19 protein-coding genes and 1 riboswitch are annotated in these 18,167 nt (G+C 75.3%); of the genes, 3 read left to right on the top strand and 16 right to left on the bottom strand.

The window, feature by feature from the left end:
* The first annotated feature begins 1 nt into the window (after nucleotide 1).
* On the top strand, nucleotides 2-1,186 hold the full coding sequence (locus DMP17_RS36950) for an MFS transporter (RefSeq protein WP_226357923.1): 1,185 nt from the start codon (nucleotides 2-4) through the stop codon (nucleotides 1,184-1,186).
* Here DMP17_RS36950 and DMP17_RS36945 read toward each other — a convergent pair.
* From DMP17_RS36945 to DMP17_RS36920, 6 genes are all read right to left on the bottom strand, one after another.
* A complete protein-coding gene (locus tag DMP17_RS36945; RefSeq protein WP_226357922.1) occupies nucleotides 1,131-1,967 on the bottom strand; it encodes an ABC transporter permease in 837 nt (278 codons plus the stop codon). The genes DMP17_RS36950 and DMP17_RS36945 overlap by 56 nt on opposite strands.
* On the bottom strand, nucleotides 1,964-2,989 hold the full coding sequence (locus tag DMP17_RS36940; protein WP_226366322.1) for an aliphatic sulfonate ABC transporter substrate-binding protein: 1,026 nt from the start codon (nucleotides 2,987-2,989) through the stop codon (nucleotides 1,964-1,966). Before DMP17_RS36940 ends, DMP17_RS36945 begins: the two co-directional genes overlap by 4 nt.
* A gap of 14 nt (nucleotides 2,990-3,003) precedes the next feature.
* The gene (locus DMP17_RS36935; RefSeq protein ID WP_443217938.1) at nucleotides 3,004-3,816 is read right to left on the bottom strand and encodes an ABC transporter ATP-binding protein; all 813 of its coding nucleotides are present in this window, start codon (nucleotides 3,814-3,816) and stop codon (nucleotides 3,004-3,006) included.
* Between the two features lie 465 nt (nucleotides 3,817-4,281).
* Nucleotides 4,282-5,676: an LLM class flavin-dependent oxidoreductase gene (locus DMP17_RS36930; RefSeq protein ID WP_226366321.1), complete on the bottom strand. Its 1,395-nt coding sequence runs from the start codon at nucleotides 5,674-5,676 to the stop codon at nucleotides 4,282-4,284.
* Nucleotides 5,673-6,896, bottom strand: a complete 1,224-nt coding sequence (locus DMP17_RS36925; RefSeq protein ID WP_226357919.1) for an acyl-CoA dehydrogenase family protein — start codon at nucleotides 6,894-6,896, stop codon at nucleotides 5,673-5,675. Before DMP17_RS36925 ends, DMP17_RS36930 begins: the two co-directional genes overlap by 4 nt.
* Before the next feature lie 221 nt (nucleotides 6,897-7,117).
* Entirely contained in the window at nucleotides 7,118-7,210 is a 93-nt protein-coding gene (locus tag DMP17_RS36920; RefSeq protein WP_337825862.1) for a putative leader peptide, read from the bottom strand.
* Between the two features lie 198 nt (nucleotides 7,211-7,408).
* Between DMP17_RS36920 and DMP17_RS36915 the strand changes: the two genes are divergently transcribed.
* Entirely contained in the window at nucleotides 7,409-8,578 is a 1,170-nt protein-coding gene (locus tag DMP17_RS36915) for an LLM class flavin-dependent oxidoreductase (protein ID WP_226357918.1), read from the top strand.
* A gap of 67 nt (nucleotides 8,579-8,645) precedes the next feature.
* On the opposite strand, the gene DMP17_RS36910 is transcribed toward DMP17_RS36915, so the two are convergent.
* The 10 genes from DMP17_RS36910 to DMP17_RS36870 all read right to left on the bottom strand — a co-directional run bounded on the left by DMP17_RS36910 (nucleotide 8,646) and on the right by DMP17_RS36870 (nucleotide 17,312).
* Nucleotides 8,646-9,629 carry an ABC transporter substrate-binding protein gene (locus tag DMP17_RS36910; RefSeq protein WP_226357917.1) on the bottom strand — a complete coding sequence of 328 codons (984 nt, stop codon included), beginning with the start codon at nucleotides 9,627-9,629 and terminating at the stop codon, nucleotides 8,646-8,648.
* Nucleotides 9,626-10,036 (bottom strand): cupin domain-containing protein, encoded by a 411-nt coding sequence (locus tag DMP17_RS36905; RefSeq protein WP_226358036.1) that lies wholly within the window; start codon nucleotides 10,034-10,036, stop codon nucleotides 9,626-9,628. Before DMP17_RS36905 ends, DMP17_RS36910 begins: the two co-directional genes overlap by 4 nt.
* A 68-nt stretch (nucleotides 10,037-10,104) precedes the next feature.
* Nucleotides 10,105-11,190, bottom strand: a complete 1,086-nt coding sequence (locus DMP17_RS36900; RefSeq protein ID WP_337831948.1) for an Rrf2 family transcriptional regulator — start codon at nucleotides 11,188-11,190, stop codon at nucleotides 10,105-10,107.
* Nucleotides 11,187-12,302: an LLM class flavin-dependent oxidoreductase gene (locus DMP17_RS36895; RefSeq protein ID WP_337831947.1), complete on the bottom strand. Its 1,116-nt coding sequence runs from the start codon at nucleotides 12,300-12,302 to the stop codon at nucleotides 11,187-11,189. The genes DMP17_RS36900 and DMP17_RS36895 overlap by 4 nt, the downstream gene beginning before the upstream one ends.
* Nucleotides 12,299-13,030 carry an ABC transporter ATP-binding protein gene (locus DMP17_RS36890; protein WP_337831946.1) on the bottom strand — a complete coding sequence of 244 codons (732 nt, stop codon included), beginning with the start codon at nucleotides 13,028-13,030 and terminating at the stop codon, nucleotides 12,299-12,301. The genes DMP17_RS36895 and DMP17_RS36890 overlap by 4 nt, the downstream gene beginning before the upstream one ends.
* Nucleotides 13,003-13,848, bottom strand: coding sequence for an ABC transporter permease (locus tag DMP17_RS36885; protein WP_208827110.1), 846 nt, complete (start codon nucleotides 13,846-13,848; stop codon nucleotides 13,003-13,005). Before DMP17_RS36885 ends, DMP17_RS36890 begins: the two co-directional genes overlap by 28 nt.
* 389 nt (nucleotides 13,849-14,237) lie before the next feature.
* Nucleotides 14,238-14,315 carry a putative leader peptide gene (locus tag DMP17_RS46555; protein WP_368858483.1) on the bottom strand — a complete coding sequence of 26 codons (78 nt, stop codon included), beginning with the start codon at nucleotides 14,313-14,315 and terminating at the stop codon, nucleotides 14,238-14,240.
* Nucleotides 14,316-14,502: 187 nt separating this feature from the next.
* Entirely contained in the window at nucleotides 14,503-15,399 is an 897-nt protein-coding gene (locus tag DMP17_RS36880; protein WP_374203910.1) for an ABC transporter permease, read from the bottom strand.
* Nucleotides 15,389-16,189 (bottom strand): ABC transporter ATP-binding protein, encoded by an 801-nt coding sequence (locus tag DMP17_RS36875; protein ID WP_337831945.1) that lies wholly within the window; start codon nucleotides 16,187-16,189, stop codon nucleotides 15,389-15,391. The genes DMP17_RS36880 and DMP17_RS36875 overlap by 11 nt, the downstream gene beginning before the upstream one ends.
* A gap of 28 nt (nucleotides 16,190-16,217) precedes the next feature.
* Nucleotides 16,218-17,312 (bottom strand): ABC transporter substrate-binding protein, encoded by a 1,095-nt coding sequence (locus DMP17_RS36870; RefSeq protein WP_226357912.1) that lies wholly within the window; start codon nucleotides 17,310-17,312, stop codon nucleotides 16,218-16,220.
* A gap of 570 nt (nucleotides 17,313-17,882) precedes the next feature.
* Nucleotides 17,883-17,978: riboswitch (SAM riboswitch) on the top strand.
* A gap of 5 nt (nucleotides 17,979-17,983) precedes the next feature.
* On the opposite strand from DMP17_RS36870, the gene DMP17_RS36865 reads away from it, so the two are divergent.
* Entirely contained in the window at nucleotides 17,984-18,082 is a 99-nt protein-coding gene (locus DMP17_RS36865; protein WP_318299301.1) for a putative leader peptide, read from the top strand.
* The last annotated feature ends 85 nt before the right edge of the window (nucleotides 18,083-18,167 follow it).

Here is an 18,167-nt window from a genome sequence, read left to right as displayed (position 1 = left end):
GGTGACCACCCCGCTGCGGCCACGTCCGGGTGTCCGGGCGTGGCCGCTCTACGTCGGCGGCTTCCTGGGCCCGTACGCCAGCACGATGGTCACGCCGATGGTGCACGAGGTCGCGACCGGCCTGGCCGGCACACCCGAGGTGACGGCCGCGGCCGTCACCGCCTACATGCTCCCGTTCGCCGCGGTGATGCTGGTGTCGGGGACCCTCGCCGAACGCTGGGGTCGCGCCCGCACCATGCAGGTGTCGCTGGTGGCGTTCGTGGGTGCCTGCGTGTGCTGCGTGCTGGCCCCGACCGTCGAGTGGTTCCTCGCCGCCCGCGCGCTGCAGGGGGTCACGAACGCGTTCACCACACCGCTGCTGGTCGCCGCGATCACCGACCTGGTCCCGCGGGCCGGGCTCGGCCGGGCGCTGGGCTTCTTCGCCGGGATGCAGGCCGCCGGGCAGGCGGCGAGCCCGCTGGTGTCCGGGCCGTCGGCGGCGCTGGACTGGCGGCTGGCATTCGTGTTCCCGGCCGTGGTCGCGGTGGTCCTGGCGGTGTTCCCGCCGACGATGACGGCCGGACCCCGCCCCGCCGGGCCACCGCCGGTACGTGCGCTGCTGAACCGGAACCTGGCGCTGGCCTGTGGGCTGTCGTTCCTCTGCTACCTGGCGGCCGTGGGGCTGACGGTGCTGTCGATCCTGCGCGCCGAGGCCGACTTCGGGCTCGGGCCGTGGCAGCGCGGCCTGCTCGCGGCCGCGTTCGGTGTGGCCGGTCTGCTGGCCGCGCCGCTGCTGGGCCGGCGGCTGGACACGCTGGGACCGCGCCGGACCGGGGTGCTGATGAACCTCCTGCTGGCGGCCGGGCTGCTCCTCGCCGCGCTCGGGCCGACGGTGTGGCTGCTCGGGCTGGGCATTGCCGCGGTCGGCGCCGCGGTCACCGGTCTGCGCACGACGGTCAACGCCGTGGCGGCGACGAGCACCGTCGGCAACCGGGCGGGGGCGGCGTCACTGGCGCTGTCGGCCCAGTTCTTCGGCGGCGCGCTGGCGCCGCCGGTGTGGGTGCCGCTGTACGCCCACGCCGGGGCCGCGGGGTTCGCCGCCACCGCCGTCGCACCGGTGCTGGCGCTGGCGCTGCTGGCCGCGGTGCGGGTCAGGTCCAGCGGCGCAGCAGCGCCCGCTCGGCCAGACCGAGCAGCGCGTCGGTGAGCTTCCCCAGCACCGCGAGGAGCACGATCGCCAGCAGGAGGATGTCGGTGCGCCCGGTGTTCTGGCTGTCGATCAGCAGGAACCCGAGCCCGATCGACGACGCGATCAGCTCCGCCGCGACCAGGAACAGCCAGCCCTGCGCGAGCCCGAGCCGCAGCCCGGCGAGCGCGGGCGGCGCGATCGCCGGCAGCTGCACCTGCAGGAACAGTCGCAGGCCCGAGCGTCCGTAGGCGCGGCCGACCTCGACGAGCCGGTGGTCGACGTGGTCGAGTGCGGCCGCGACCGTCGTGTAGACGGGGAAGAACGCCCCGATCGCCACGAGAGTGATCTTCGGGGTCTCGCCGATGCCGAGCCACAGGAGCAGCAGCGGCACCCAGGCCAGCGAGGGCACCGCACGCAGCGCCTGCACGGTGGGGGCGAGGAGGGACCGCGCCCGGGAGGAGAGCCCGACGAGCCCACCCAGCAGCAGGCCCGCCCCTGCACCCGCGCCGAAGCCGAGCAGCACCCGCTGCACGCTGATCGCGACGTGCTGCCACAGCTCGCCACGTCCGGCGAGCTCACCGAGTGCGGCGGCGACGTCGAGCGGGGCGGGCAGCTGCGCGGGAGAGAACCGTCCGGACGCCGCGAGCAGGTGCCAGCCGAGGACCAGCAGGACCGGCAGCACGAGGCCGGCGGCGGCGCCGGTGAGCAGCCTGCGACGCGTCGGCCGGTCCGGGGCGGCCGGTCCCGGCGTCGCTGGAGCCGGTGTGGGGCGGGTGCCCCTGGTCCCGGTGACGGTCACGGCCGGCTCCCGTCCGACCGGGTGCCGGCGGCCTGCTCGGCGAAACGTGGCTCGAACAGGGTGTCCAGCGCGGTGCGGGCGTCGCTCTCGGAGCGGACCAGGTTCTCCGACACCAGGATCGGCAGCAGTCGCTCCAGCACCGCCCGCTGGTCGGGGCCGGGGACCGGGTCGATGTCGAGCCGGGTGCGCTCGGTGAGCTGCTTGCGGGCGACGGCCGGGTCGATGGACGCGGCCCGGGCCAGCGTCGCCACGGCCTCGTCGGGGTTCTCGGCGATCCAGGCCCGCGCCCGCTCGTAGGCCCGCACGACGACGGCCGCGGTGTCCGGGTCGCGTTCCAGGAACGACTCGGTGGCGTTGAGCAGCCCGTAGGAGTTGAAGTCGAGGTTGCGGTAGACCAGCCGCGACCCCACGGAGAGCTCGGACTGCGCCATGAACGGGTCGAGACCGGCCCAGGCGTCGACGTCGCCCCGCTCCAGCGCGGTGCGCCCGTCGGAGTGCTGCAGGTTCACGATCTCGACGTCGTCGCGGTCGAGCCCGGCCCGCGCGAGAGTCTGTACGAGGAAGAAGTACGGGTCGGTGCCCTGGGTGACGGCGACCTTGCGCCCGCGCAGCTGCGCCGGGTCGGTGATCGCCGAGCCGGCGGGCACCACGATCGCGGACCACTCGGGCCGGGAGTAGACGTCGATCGAGCGGATCGGGGACCCGTTGGCGCGGGCCAGCAGCGCCGGGGTGCCCGCCGTCGAGCCGACGTCGATCACCCCGGCCCGCAGGTTCTCGTTGGCCTTGTTCGACCCCTGCGAGAGCACCCACTCCACGTTGTCCCGGCCGAGCTCCTGCTCCAGCCAGCCCTGCTCGCGGATCACCAGGCTCTCGGGGTTGTAGTAGGCGTAGTCCAGCCGGACCGCGGCCGCTCCGCCTCCGGAGTCCCCGGCGACGGTGCCGTCGGCGTTCTCCCCGGCCGCGCAGCCGGCGAGCAGCAGCAGGGCGAGCAGGGCGGGCAGGACGGTGCGCAGCGGGCGCATGGTCGGTCTCCCGTTCATCGCTGGGTGGGGATGCGGCTGTGCTGGGCGGGGACGCCGAGGCGGGACAGCAGGTCCGCACGCAGCGCCGTCGCGGCGGGGTCGGAGCGGTCGCGGGGGCGTGGCGACGGCGGCCGCAGCGTGTGCACCACCGCGGCACCTCGGTCGGGGGCCGCCCGACCGAGGACGACGACCCGGTCGGCGAGGTGCAGGGCCTCGTCGACGTCGTGGGTCACGAGCAGCACGGTCGCCCCGGAGGCGCGCTGCAGGTCGTCGACCAGGTCCTGCATCCGCAGCCGGGTCAGTGCGTCGAGCGCGGCGAACGGCTCGTCGAGCAGCAGCACCCCGGGGGTGCGGACGAGCGCGCGGGCGAGCCCGGCCCGCTGGGCCATGCCGCCGGAGACGGCCCGTGGCCGGTACCCGGCGAACTCGGCGAGCCCCACCGCCTCCAGCGCGCGGGCGACGGCGTCGGCCCGCTCGTCACGGGGTGTGCGGTCGGGAAGCCCGAACGCGACGTTGTCGGCGAGGGTGCGCCAGGGCAGCAGCCGCGGCTCCTGGAAGACGACGGCGGCACGGCCCTGCACGCCGTCGACGCGCTCGTCGTCGACCCGGACCTCGCCTGCGGACGGGTGGTCGAGACCGGCGACGAGCCGCAGCAGGGTCGACTTGCCGCAGCCGGAGGCGCCCAGCAGGGCGACGACCTCACCGGCGGCGACGTCGAGGTCGACCTCGTCGAGCACGACGCGGCGGTCGGGACCGGAGCCGAAGGCGCGGTCGACGGCGGACAGGCGGACGGACGCGGGCGGCGCCCACGTGGCGGCGGTCTGCACGACGGGAGTCCTGTTCGGGCGCGACGGGGACGGACGGCGGTGGTCGCGTCAGGCCCGACAGGTCGCGCCGGCGAGGTACCCGAGGTCGAGCCAGATGCGGCCGACCAGCAGGTCGCCCACGCTCGGTCCGGGAAGTCGCACGCGGAGATCATACGAACGGGTGAACGAATTCGGAAAGCGATGGTGAGTTTCGTCGTCTCCGTGCGAATCCGGTGCGCCGTCGTGTTAGGCGATCACTCGACGGAGTGGTCGGTCCGTCCGGGACGCCGCCGGCCCCTGGATCGGCCGCGAGCCGGAGGGCGACGACGACACCACGACGTCCGGCCCGGCTCGGCACGACCGGGCCGTTCGCGCGGCGGGTCGTGCGCCGGGCTCGGCGCGAACGGGCCGTTCGTGCCGACCTACGGGACGAACGGCCCGCCCGTGCAGCGGGGAGCGGGACCGCGGGCCGGGAGGGGAGCCGGGTCAGGCGGGGGTCGGGCCCCGGCGCCGCGCGTGGACGGCGGCGGGGTGGTCGGCCCGGACCCGGGCCTGACCGGCGCCCTGCAGGTGCTCGCGCAGCGTCGCACCCTCCGGCGCCTCGGCCAGGACCCCGCGCCGGCGCAGCTCGGGCACCACGTGCTCGACGACGTCGGCGAAGGTGCCCGGGGTGACGGCGTAGGCCAGGTTGAACCCGTCGACGTCGGCGACCTCGGCCCAGCGCTCCAGCTCGTCGGCGACCGTCTGCGGCCCGCCCACGACGACCGCGCCCATCCCGCCGATCCCGATGTGCTCGGCGATCGCCCGCGGCGTCCACTCACGGGTCGGGTCCGCGGTGGTGAACAGCTCCACCGCGCTGCGGATGGCCTCGGTCTCGGCGAACCGCAGCGGCTCGTCCGGGTCCATGGTGGACAGGTCGAGGCCCGACCAGCCGCCGTAGAGGGTGAGCGCGCCCTCCAGGCTGACGTACTGCGCGAGGTCGGCCCAGCGCTCCCGGGCCTGCTCGTCGGTGGCGCCGGTGATCACGGTGACCATCGTGAAGACCTTCACCGCGCGTGGGTCGCGGCCCTGCGCGGCGGTCTGCCTGCGCAGCTCGGCGACCCGCGGCGCCAGGGTCTCCGGGGTGGGGGAGATGACGAAGACGCCCTCGGCGTGCCGGGCGGCGAACGTCGTGCCGCGCGACGACGCACCGGCCTGGAAGATCGTCGGGGTGCGCTGCGGCGACGGCTCGGTGAGCCCGATGCCGGGCACGTCGAAGAACTCGCCGTGGTGGTCGATCGGGCGGACCTTCGCCGGGTCGGTGTAGACGCCCTTCTCCCGGTCGAGCAGCACCGCGTCGTCGTCCCAGGAGGCCTCCCACAGCTGGTAGACGACCTCCATGAACTCGTCGGCGACGTCGTAGCGCCGGTCGTGCGGCACCTGCTTCTCCAGGCCCAGGTTGCGGGCCGCGGACTCCAGGTAGGAGGTCACGACGTTCCACGCGACCCGGCCCCGGGTGTAGTGGTCCAGCGTGGAGAACCGGCGCGCCAGGGCGTAGGGCTTCTCGTAGGTCAGCGAGACGGTGATCCCGAAGCCGAGCCGCTCGGTGACCGCGGCCATCGCCGACACCGCCAGCGTCGGGTCCCCGACGGGGACCTGCACGCCGTCGCGGATCGCCGGTTCGGGGCCGTCGCGGTAGACGTCGTAGAGCCCGACGACGTCGGCGACGAACAGGCTGGTGAACCCGCCGCGCTCCAGCAGCTGCGCCAGATCGGTCCAGTAGCGCAGGTCGTGGAAGGTGTGCGAGCGGTCCTCGGGGTGGCGCCACAGCCCGGGCGACTGGTGCCCGGCGCAGGTCATGTCGAAGGCGTTGAGGTGCAGCCGTCGCGGGTGGCCGGTCATCGCTTGCCCGCGCTCCAGGCGTAGGGCAGGTCGGTGCCGTTGAGCACGTGGTCACCGATGGACTGCAGCTTGTAGATCAGCGGGTTGTGCGTGGAGATGACCCGGGCGTTGCGCCAGTGCCGGTCCAACCGGAGCTTCTCCGAGGTGATCGAGGCACCGCCGACCTCGAACAGCTCGGTCGTCGCGTCGAGCACCGCCGGGATGACCGCGGCCTGGGCGTGGGCGACGTCGAGCTCCACCCGGTCGAGCAGCTCCGCGTCCTCCCCGCCCGCGGCCAGCAGCGCGTCGAGCTGCTCGGCGATGGTCAGCACCAGGGCGCGCGAGGACCACGCGGCGGCCGAGAGCCGGCCGATGACCTGCTGCACCAGCGGGTCGTGGCGGGGCAGATCGGCCGGGGCGTGGGTGAAGGTGCGGGTGCGCTCGCGGACCCAGGCGGCGACGTCGTCGGTGGCGCGCCGGGCGATCCCGGCGAGCACGGCGAGCTGCACGAGCTGCAGGTAGGAGGTGCCCCAGCCGCGGCCCTCGGTGCCGTAGCCGGGGCCGAGGACCCGGTCGCGGGCGACCGCGACGCCCCGGAAGTCGGTGGTGCCGCTGGCGGTGAGGCGCTGGCCGAAGCCGTCCCAGTCGTCGTGCTGCACGACGCCCTCGGCGTCGCCGTCGACGAGCACGGACACGCGCTCCCCGTCGAGGTCGGCGGCGACCAGGATCTGGTCGGCGTAGAGGCTGCCGGTCGAGTAGTACTTGGTGCCGTCGAGCCGGTAGCCGTCGCCGTCGGGGGTCAGCGTCGTGCGGTACCGGTCGATCGCGCCGACGCCGGGCTCGGTGATCGCGTTCCCGACCAGTCCACCCTCCGCGACGGCGGCGAGGCGGGCGTCGCGGTCGGCGCCCGGTGCGGCGAGCAGCAGGTCGTCGACGTACCACCAGTGCACGCGCAGCGCCTGGGGCAGGTTCGACTCCGCGGCGGCGAGGTCGACGAGCAGCCGGAACTGCTGGCGCACCGTGGCGCCGTAGCCGCCGAGCTCCACGGGCAGCCGCAGCGCGCCGAAGCGCTCCGCCCGCAGCGCGGCGACCTCGTCGCGGGCGAGGGCCCGGCCCTGCTCACGGGCCACCGCGCCCTGCGCGATCCGCGCGAACACCGGCGCGAAGACGGCGTCGAGCTGCTCGTCGGTCCAGGCGGCGCGGCCGTCGGTGCCGGTGGGGGCGGGGGAGGTGGTGGTCACGGGAGGTCCTTCCGGTGGGGCGGCGACGCGCCGGGGCACGACGGCGGCGCGGTGGCGCCGGGGTGGGGTACGGGTGGGTGCCGCGGTGCGGGGCCGGCGGTCCGCGGGAACGTCCGGGCCCCGTCGGGCCGGCGGCGGGCGGGGGCCCGGCGGCCGCGACGGCCGCCGGTGGTCCCGCAGGACCGGGCGCGGTACGGATCCCGGTCGGCGAGGGCGTGGCCTCAGCGGCGACGGGCCGAGCGCCGACACAGCGCCGACGCCACGCGCGCGAGGTCGACATGGCCTCGCGTGGTCAGCAGCACCGATCCGGTCACGGACGCCACGGTAGCCGTGACCGGCGCCGTCACCCAAGGGGACGGGGACCCGGATCACCGGCGTCCTGCCTGGTGGGAGGCATGATCCGGGTCGTCCGGACAGGTGTCCCGCGGGCTGGGCGGTCCACTGTGGAACACCGTGTGACCGTCGTCCCGGCCGACTTGCGCCGGCGGGTGCGGCACTGTTCCGTCTCCCGGATGGGAGTCACCCTGCACTGGTTCCTGCCCACCATGGGCGACGGCCGCCACCTCGTCGGGGGAGGCCACGGCAACGCGACCGGGTCCGCCGGCGCCATCCGTCCCGCCTCGATCGAGTACCTCACCACGGTCGCCCGGGCCGCGGAACAGGCCGGGTTCGACGGCGCGCTCACCCCGACCGGCGCCTGGTGCGAGGACGCGTGGCTCACCACCGCGATGCTCGTCGCGCACACCGAGCGCCTGAAGTTCCTCGTCGCGTTCCGGCCCGGATCGATCTCCCCGACCCTGGCCGCCCAGCAGGCCGCGACCTTCCAGCGCCACTCCGGCGGCCGGCTGCTGCTCAACGTCGTCACCGGCGGCGAGTCCCGCGAGCAGCGCGCCTACGGCGACTTCCTCGACAAGGACGCCCGCTACGCCCGGACGGGCGAGTTCCTCTCGGTCGTGACCCGGCTGTGGCGCGGCGGGACCGTCGACCTCGACGGCGAGCACGTCCGGGTCGAGACGGCGTCGCTGTCGCGGCTGCCCGACCCGGTCCCGCCGGTCTACTTCGGCGGGTCCTCCCCGGCCGCGGGTGACGTCGCCGCCGAGCACGCCGACGTGTACCTCACCTGGGGCGAGCCCGTGGAGGCCGTCCGGGAGAAGATCGGCTGGATCCGGAAGCTCGCCGCCGACCGCGGGCGCACCGTGCGCTTCGGGATCCGGCTGCACGTGATCACCCGCGACACCGCCGCCGAGGCGTGGGCGCAGGCGCAGAAGCTCCTCGACGCGCTCGACCCCGCGACGATCGCCGGGGTGCAGGCGGGGCTCGCGGCCTCGGAGTCGGAGGGGCAGCGCCGGATGCGGGCCCTGCACGGCGGGGTCAAGACCTCCGTCGAGGACCTGACGATCGCGCCGAACCTGTGGGCCGGGGTCGGCCTGGTCCGCGGCGGCGCGGGCACCGCACTCGTCGGGAGCCACACCGAGGTCGCCGACCGGATCGCGGAGTACCACGAGGCCGGGATCGACGAGTTCGTCCTCTCCGGGTACCCGCACCTGGAGGAGGCGTGGTGGATGGGCGAGGGCGTCATGCCGGTGCTGCGTGAGCGCGGCCTGTGGACCCCGCCCGACGGCGCCCCGGCCGACGCCGGATCGGCCCGGTCCGTCCCGTTCGCCGCCGACTACCGGACGTGAGCACCCTCGTCCCGGTGCGGGAGACGCCCCCACCCCGCTCACGTGGCGCGGGGTGGGGGCGTCGGGGTCAGGAGCCGGCGGGGGCGCGCAGGTCCTCGATCGCGGAGGCCACGTCGACCGGGGTGCGCAGCACGCCGTAGGCGGAGTAGCGGTCGGCGACCCCCTGCAGCTCGGCGACGAGCTCCGGGGACAGCGGCTGGGTGTCGCGCAGCGCCCGCTGCGCCATCAGGTCGGCCACCGCGGCCGGCCGCTTCGTCAGCTCCGCGTAGATCGCGGCGTTCTGCTGCTGGTGCTCCCGGGCCCACTGCAGGGCACGGCCGTAGCGCTCGGTGAAGTCGGTGAGCGCGGCGCGGGTGCCCGCGTCCTCCAGCGCCGCCGTGTTGGCGTCGAGGAAGGTCAGCCCGGTGCCGAGGCCCTTCGCGTCGCGCAGGATCCGCGCGCCGGACTCCTGCTGCGCGACCGCGGTGTAGGGGTCCCAGGTGGACCAGGCGTCGATCGCACCCGAGTTCATCGCGGCGGCCGCGTCGACCGGCTGCAGGAACGAGATCGTCACCTCGTCCGGCCGCACGCCGGCCTCCTCCAGCGCCCGCAGCAGCAGGTAGTGGCCGATGCTGCCCTGGGTGGTCGGCGAGACCTTCTTCCCGCGCAGGTCGGCGACCGACCGGATCGGGGAGTCCTTCGGCACGAGCAGCGCGAGGCCGCCCTGGCTGGGGGAGCGGGTCGCCTCGACGATCTTGATGCGGTCGGTGGAGGACAGCGCGGTCAGGGTGGGTGCGTCGCCGGCGATGCCGACGTCGATCGCCTCGCCGCGCAGTGCCTCCAGCAGCGGCGCGGCGGCCGGGAACTGCGCCCACTCCACCCGGTAGGGGGCGCCGTCGAGGGCGCCGGAGGCGTTCACCAGCGCCTGCTGGATGCCGGCCTGGTCGCCGACCCGCAGGGTGACCTGCGACAGGTCGGCCGGGCCGTCGTCGGCGGCGCCGGAGCAGCCGGTGAGCAGCAGCGCCAGCGCGGCGAGCACGGCGGGCAGGGCGAGCAGCGGTCGGCGGGTCACGGGGTGGTCTCCGGGTCGGTGAGCGGGGTGAGCGAGGGGAGGTTCACGACGATCCCCTCCTGGGTGCTGCGGGAGATCACGACGACGGCCGGCACCTCCGGGTCGGGGTTCTCCTCGCGGTGCGGGACCCACGGCGGCACGAACACGTAGTCGCCGGGCTCGGTCTGCAGGACCACCTCGCCGGTGCCGTCGTGGAAGACGAACCGCGGCCGGCCGGAGACGACGTAGATCGAGGTCTCCGCCTCGCCGTGGTGGTGGTCCCCGGAGTTCGTGGCGGGCGCGACGTGCGTCTCACCGGTCCAGAGCTTCGACGAGCCGACGGTCCGTCCGCTCACCGCCTCGCGGCGGGACATGCCGCTGGTCTGGGCGGTGTCGGCGGACAGCTCGGCGCCCCGGACGAGGTGCACCCGGGCGTGGTCGGGCGGGGTGGGAACGAGGTCGGGGTGGAACGGGTCGGTCCCGTGCGGGTGCGTGGTCACCGGGTATCGCCCTCCAGGGCGGTCAGGGTGCGGGTGGTCAGGAAGTCGGCGACGGTGCGTTCCAGGTCCGCCCACAGCGGCGCGGCCGGACCGCCGTCGCGGACCTGGGCGATCGAGCCCTCGGTGGCGCGCACGACGTCGGCGACGGTGATCTCCGCGGCCGGCCGGGCCAGCCGGTAGCCGCCCTCGCAGCCGCGGCGGCTGGTCACCAGGCCGGCCCGGCGCAGCGCGAGCATCACGTTGACCAGCGAGTTCAGCGGGACGCCGCGGGCGCGCGCCATCGCGTCGCAGGTGACGGTCGCGCCGTCGGCGGCGACGAGCTCGGCCAGTGCGCGCATCGCGTGGTCCAGCCGCGCCGAGACGGTCAGCGGCGCGGCGCGGCGCGCGCGGACCGGTTCCGCCGCGGCGGTCGGCGTCTCCTCGGCGAACCGGGCGCCCTTGGCGAGGCGCTCGAGGAACTGCACGAGCCGGGCGGCGACGATCCGGTGGAACTGGTCGTTGAGCACGTCGTGCACCCCGTCGACGACGACGGCGACGTCGTCGCCCGGGCGGGCCAGCGCCCGGATCCCGGCAACCGGGGCCACCGGGTCGGCGTCGCCGTGCAGCCACAGCACGGGGGAGCCGGGCAGCGGGTCCGACGGCGGCGGGGGCGGCGCCTGCGCGAACGCGCCCCAGGTGAAGTCGGGGTCGGACTCGAGCAGCCCACGGTGCACCGGGCAGGCGGTGCGGGCGTCGAGCTCCCCGGCCCGGTCCGCCGGCGGTGCCCCCGGGGCGCCGGTGGGCAGCCCCGCCAGCACGAGCCCGTCCGGCCGGACGGTGGCGGCCAGCTCCCAGGCGCGCAGCGCACCGGTGTCGGACCCGAGCAGCACCCGGGCCCCGGTCGCGCCGGCCAGCGCGGCGCCGACCTCGTCCACCCCGGCGCCGGGGCCGGGCACGGCGAGGGTCCAGCCGTCGACGGCGAGCCGTCGGCCGAGCCGGGCGTAGAGACCGGGGTGCTCCCCCCGGCCGGTCAGGACGGCGACGGTGCCGCGCGAGGTGCCCTCGGGGGTCCACACGGTGCCGGCGGTGGCGGGTGCGCTCACGCGGGGACCCCCACCCCGGCGGTGGCCGCGCGCCGGGCCAGCTCGGCCCGGACGGCGGGCAGCAGCTCGCTGCCGTAGCGGCGGGCGTCGTCGATCGGGTCGTAGCCGCGGATCAGCAGGGTGGTGACCCCGATGTCGGCGTAGTCGGCGAGCGCCGCGGCGACGGTGTCCGGGGTGCCGACGAGCGCGGTGGAGTTGCCGGCCGCGCCGGAGGCGGCCGCGGTGGCGGTCCACAGGCAGCGGTCGTGCAGCTCACCGGCCTCGGCGGCGGCGAGCAGCCGCTGCGAGCCGACGTTGGCCGGGGCCCCCGGCTCGCGCATCCGGGTGCCGGTGAACGAGCCGTGCCCGCCCCGGGCGGCGACGATCCGGTCCCGGACGTCGTGGGCGCGTGCCCACGCCTGCTCCTCGGTGTCGCCGAGGATCGGGCGGAAGGACACGCTGATCCGGGGCGGCTCGGTGCGGCCCGCGGCGCGGGCGGCGTCGTGCACCCGGGCGATCTGCTCGGCGGTCCCGGCGAGGGGCTCGCCCCAGAGCGCGAACACGTCGGCGTGCCGCCCGCCCACCCGGTACGCGGCGTCGGAGGACCCGCCGAAGTACACCGGGATCGGGCCGAGCGGACGGATCTCCTGGGCGACGCCGGCGACCCGGTAGTGCTCGCCGGTGTGGTCGAAGGGCTCGGGGTCGGTCCAGGCCCGGCGGACGACGGAGAGGTACTCGTCGGTGCGGGCGTAGCGCTCGTCCTTGTCCAGCCAGTCGCCGTCGCGGCGCTGGTCGGTGTCGCTGCCCCCGGAGATGACGTGCATCGCGACCCGGCCGCCCCCGCTGACGTGGTCGAGCGTGGCGTACTGGCGGGCGGCCAGGGTGGGCGCGGTGAAGCCGGGCCGGTGCGCGACCAGGAAGCCGAGCCGGTCGGTGTGCGCGGCGGCGTACGCGGCGACCTGCAGCCCGTCGGGCGTCGACGACGAGTGCCCGATGAGGACCTTGTCGAAGCCGGCCTCCTCGTGGGCGGCGGCGAACCGGCGGACGACGGCCGGGTCCAGGACGGGGCCGGTGGCGGGCCGGATCTCGGAGACCTCCTGGGTCCCGATCATGCCGATGAACTCGATGCTCACGCTCGCTCCTGGGGTCGGTGCACGCCGAGCCTGCCGAGCAGGTCGGCCCGCAGGTGTTGGAAGGCGGGGTCGGTGACGTCGCGCGGCCGGGGGAACGGGATCGGCGCGTCGTGCGCGATCCGGCCGCCGTCCATCACCAGGACGCGGTCGGCCAGGACGAGCGCCTCCTCCACGTCGTGGGTCACCAGCAGCACCGCGCAGCGGTGGCGCTGCCACAGCTCGTCGACGAGCCCGCGGGCGGTGATCCGGGTCAGCGCGTCGAGCGCGGAGAACGGCTCGTCGAGCAGCAGCAGGTCCGGGTCGCGGACCAGGGCGCGGGCCAGCGCGGCCCGCTGCGCCTCGCCGCCGGACAGGACCTTGGGCCACACGTCGGTGCGGTGGGCGAGGCCGACCTCGGTCAGCGCGGCCTCGGCGCGGGCGCGGTCCGGCCGTCCGGGCAGGCCCAGCACGACGTTGCGCCACACCCTCTTCCACGGCAGCAGGCGGGGTGCCTGGAAGCCGACGGCGCGGCGCCGGGCGACGGTGACCTCGCCGCTGACGTCGTTGTCGAGGTCGGCCAGGATCCGCAGCAGGGTGGACTTGCCGCAGCCCGAGGCGCCGAGCAGGGCGACGAACTCGCCGGGCTCGATGTCCAGGTCGAGGTCGGTCAGGACGGCCCGGTCACCGAAGTGCCGGCTCAGGCCGCGGACCGAGACGGGCCTCACCGCCCGCTGAACGCCGGTCGCCACGACAGCAGCCCCCTCTCCAGGGTGCGCACGACGAGGTCGCCGACCAGCCCGAGCACCGCGTAGAGCGCGAGGCAGACGACGATGACGTCGGTCTGGAAGAACTCCCGGGCGGTGTTCATCTCGTAGCCGATCCCCGACGTCGCGTTGATCGTCTCGCCGAAGACCAGGGCGAGCCACGCGGTGCCGAGCGAGTAGCGCAGCCCGACCAGGAACTGGGGCATCGCCGACGGCAGGATCACGTGCCGGACCTGGCCGAACCAGCCCAGGCCGAGGGTGCGGGCGGCCTCGACGAGCGTCGCGTCGACGTTGCGGATGCCACCGAAGAGGTTCATGTAGAGCGGGAAGGTCACCGCCAGCGCGATCAGCGCGATCTTGGGCTCCTCGCCGATGCCGAACCAGATGATCAGCAGCGGGATGAGCCCGATGACGGGCACCGTGCGCAGCATCTGCACGGGCGCGTCGATCACGTCCTCGCCGCGCCGGAAGAGCCCGGACAGGGTGGCGAGCAGGACCGCGGCGACGACACCGATCGCGATGCCGGACAGCACCCGCACGCTCGACACCGCCACCGCGCTCTGCAGCGCACCGTCGGCCCACATCTCGGCGGCCGTGACCGCGACGGTCGCGGGGGAGGCGAGGACGTCGCGCGGGAGGACGCCGGTGCTCGACAGCACCTGCCACAGCCCGATGAGCACGACCGGGGACGCGGTCTTGACCACCCAGCGGGGGACCCGGTCCGGTCCGCGGGTGTGCCGGGTGCGGAGGGTCTCGACCTCGGGCGGGGAGCTGGTGCGCTCCCGTTCGGAGACGGTCGTCATGGGGGCTCCTGGGGTTCGGAGGGCACGCCGGCCGGCCCGGGCGGTGCGGGTGCCGGGCGGAGGTGGCGGGCTCGTGGGCCGTCGCGGGGACGGGCCGGGTACGGGGGTGGGGTGCCGGAGGTACCGGCACGCCGGAACCGGCCGTGTCGGGCGGGCACGGTGGGACCGGTCTGCCCCACGGGGCCGGTGGGACGGGTGTCGTCAGGTGGCCGGGTGCGCCGGCGGGGTGCGGAGCCGCGGTGGTCCGCCCGCCCGGCGGTGGCGCACACCGGGCGGGGCCACCCGGCCGGCCGGGGTGCCGGACCGGCACCACAGGCGCGGCACGCCGGGGTGGTGCGGTCGGGGGCGCCGTCGAGCGGGACCGGGCGGCGCGGTGGGCCGTGCCCGGGTCAGGACCGACAGAGCGCCGACGCGACGCGCGCGAGGTCGATGTGCGCGCGCGTGGTCAGCGGAACCGGAACGGTCATACGGTGACGGTAACCGCCCCGGGCTCGAAACCCAACCCTTGGAGTTGGGATTGGAGTCACGACGTTTCGGCTGGTGGGAACGGGTGCGGGAACCCGTCCGGACACCTCGGATCACGCACGACCTGGCCGCCCGTACGCGGGTTCGTACGGGCGGCCCGGTCGTGGGACGGGGAGGTCGACGGCCGGGTCAGACGGTGAGCGCCAGCCCCCGGGCGCGCAGCACCCGTCGCTCCAGCGGCCGGAAGACCAGCAGCTCGACCCCGATGCCGACGATGAGGATCAGCAGGATCGCGGCGAACACCTGCACGATGTCGTTCACGTCGGCGCCGTTCTTCAGGTAGGCGCCCAGCCCGACCCCGAGCGCGGGTCCGGCCGCGATGATCTCCGCGGCCATCAGCGAGCGCCAGGAGAACGCCCAGCCCTGCTTGCAGCCGGCGAGGTAGCCGGGCAGCGCCGCGGGGAGCAGGACGTAGCGGGCCATCTGGTAGCCCGTCGCGCCCAGGACCTGGCCGGCCCGGGGCAGGATCGGCGGCACCTGGTCGATGCCCGCGACCAGGCCGTTCGCGATCGAGGGCACCGAGCCGAGCAGGACCACGAAGAAGATCGTGGTGTTGGTCAGCCCGAACCACAGCACCGCGGCGGGCACCCAGGCCACCGACGGCAGCGACTGGAGACCGGTGAGCAGCGGCCCGATCGCCGCACGGACCAGCGGCACCTTGGCGACGACCACGCCGAGCGGGGTGGCGATCACCAGGGCGAGCAGGAAGCCGAGCGCGGCCCGGCTGATCGAGGTCCACAGGATCGACCAGATCTCGCCGCTGACGACGGTCTCGCCGAACGCCTCGGCCACCGCGCCCGGGGCGGGCAGCCGGTACTCGGGCGTGACCGCCGAGGCCCAGACGATCTGCCAGACCACCACGATCGCCACGAGCGCGACGATCGGCGGCAGCCAGGTCCGCAGGAACCGCTGCCACCACGGCGTCGTCCGCTCGACGGGGGTGTCGAGCGCGTCGAGCCCGGCGACGGCGGCCGCGGAGTCGCGGTCGTCGTCGACGACGGTCATCGAGGACTCCTCACGCGGCATGGCTGGTGATCACCGCCCGCAGCCGTCCGGTGATGTCGTCGTGCAGCTCGGCCTGCGCCTCGGCGTCGTGACCGCCGGCGGGCACCGTCCACTCGCGGACGACGGTCCCCGGCCGCGACGACAGCAGCACGACCCGCTCGGCCAGCCGGACGGCCTCGCGGACGTCGTGGGTGACGAACACGATCGTCGTCCCGGTGGCCCGCCAGACCCGCAGCAGCTCGCCCTGCAGGACGTCGCGGGTGATGGCGTCGAGCGCGGCGAACGGCTCGTCCATCAGCAGGAGCCCCCCGGCGCCGTGGGTGTCGCCGAGGCCTGTGGCCGCGGCCAGGGCGCGGGCCAGCGACACGCGCTGGCGCATGCCGCCGGACAGCTCGTGCGGACGCTTGTCGCCCAGGCCCTCCAGCCGTACCAGGGTGAGCAGCTCCTCGGCCCGCTCACGCCGGGCCGACCGGCCGTGCCCGGCGAGCTTGAGCGGCAGCTCGACGTTGCGCAGCGCGGTCAGCCACGGCATGAGCGCGGCCTCCTGGAACATGAACGACGGCCGCGCCGACCCGACCCGGACCGCGCCCGCGGTGGGCCCGTCGAGCCCGGCGAGCAGGTTCAGCAGCGTCGACTTGCCGCAGCCGGACGCGCCGAGCACGCAGAGGAACTCGCCGTCGCCGACCCGCAGGTCGATCCCGTTGAGCGCGGTCACGGCCCCGGTGCCGGTGCCGAAGGTCTTGGCGACCCCGGACAGCTCCACGGCGGTGCCGCGGGTCCTCGGGCGCCGGGTGGTCAGGTCGACGGTCATCGGTGGTTCCCCTCGTCGATCGGAAAGGTCAGTTCGCGGCGGCGAGACCGGCCGGGTCCACGGCGGTCTCCCCGGAGCTGGTCCGGACCGCGTCGACCGCGGCCGGGTCGAGGAAGCCGGTCAGGTTCGCCTCGCTCTTCGCGATGCCCGCCGTGACCGAGTCCTTGGCCAGCTGCGGGAAGGTCGAGGCGAGCGGATCGGAGTCGAAGGACAGCTCGGTGAAGGCGCGGTCGAGGATGTTCGCCGCCAGCGGCTTGCCGGTGATCTCGCCGATCGCCTCGTTGGAGACGGTCTTCGCCTCGGCGGGGTTGTCGCGGATGAGCGCGATGGCCTTCTGCTCGCCCCGCAGGATCGCCTCGACGGTCTGCGGGTGCTGCTGGAGGAACTCGGTCCGGACGATGACGACGGTCGTCGGGAACTTCCCGCCGGGCCACAGGGACTTCTCGTCGACCAGGACCTTCGCCCCGGCGTCGACCAGGCGCGAGCTCCACGGCTCGGGCAGCCAGCCGCCGGCGACCTTGCCCTGCTTGAACAGGTCGAGGGTCTGCGGGTTCTCGATGTTCTGCACGGTCACCGCGGCCGGGCCCTGCCCGATCGGGAGCTTGTTCTCCGACAGCCAGGTCTTCAGCGCGATGTCCTGGGTGTTGCCCAGCTGCGGCGTCGCGATGATCTTGCCCTTGAGCTGCTCGGGGGAGGTGATGTCCGGGCTGGTCACCAGCTGGGCGCCGGCCGAGGTGGATCCCGCGACGAGGCGCACGGCCTCGCCGTTCGACTTGGTGAAGGCGTTGATCGCCGGGCCGGAACCGATGAACGCGACGTCGATCGAGCCGCCGAGCAGGGCGTTGACCTGGTCCGGGCCGGCGTTGAACGTCTGGGTGGTGAGCTTCGTGTTCCCCAGCTCGGCGGCGAACAGGCCCTGCTTCACCCCGACCAGCGCGGGGGCGTGGGTGATGTTCGGGAAGTAGCCGAGGCGGACCTCGGTCGCGGGGGAGGTGGCTCCCGCGGCGGTGGTGCTCTCGTCGGCGCGGGAGCAGCCGGCCAGCAGCCCGAGCGCGGTGAGCAGCGCGAGCAGGACGGCGGCGGTGCGCGCCCGGGATCCGGGACGCAGGACGTGCGGGGACATCGCGGGACGGGGTCCTTCCGTGGGGGCGGCGGGCGGTCGGGACGACCGCTGCGCGCCGGGGCCGGCCGGCCCTGGGAGGGCGTGCCGGGGTACGGGACGGGTGGCGGGCCGGAGTGGTGTCCGGCGGGCGGTTCCCGGTCCGGCGGGTGCCTCGCACGCCGGGGGCGTGGCGTTACGGCCCGCGGGACGGGAGACCGGTCAGCGACAGAGTTCGCTGTAGGCGGGCGCGCGCCGGCTCGGCCAGAACGGCTCGAGGCCGGTAGGGCGCAGGGGCACAGCGCGCCACGCCGTGCGCGCCTGCCGCTGGGGGACGGGGGCCGTCGCGTCCCCCACGAGCCGTGCGGGGCGCGAGGGCCGCCGCTGGCTCATCGTCACCCGACCAGGGTGCGCGGTGGTCACCTCTCCGGACAACCCGGCGTCCACCAACCAGGAACACGGTCAGCGTGTCCGGACATCTTCCCTGGCATCCGGGTGGTGGTTCCGCAGGTCGGGAGACTTGCTGCGGCGCAGGTCACTCGACTGTGATGCGGGTTGACACCGTCGGGCACCGGAAACCTACAGTCGGATCGCACACCATCCGGAGCGGCCGAGAGACCCGGCTCGACGACGCCGCAGCAACCCCCCGCAGCACGCGGGAGCGGGTGCTCCAGCCGGGTTCGATGGAGGAACCCATGCGCACGGTCGCCGAGCAGGTGCGTGCCGCGCACCATCCCCGGTACCGCCGCCACGTCGACCTGATGCGGGTCGCGGGCGCCACCTGTCGGGCCTGACCGGCGTCCCGCCGGGCGCCCCGCCCACCCCGTCCCGGCCGTCCACGACGGCCACCCGTCCCGGCCGCCGCGTCCCGCGGGCCGC

The sequence above is a fragment of the Pseudonocardia sp. TMWB2A genome (genome assembly GCF_017312135.1).
Note: the sequence above shows the minus strand (reverse complement) of the source record. Positions and strands in the feature narration are given on the sequence as shown.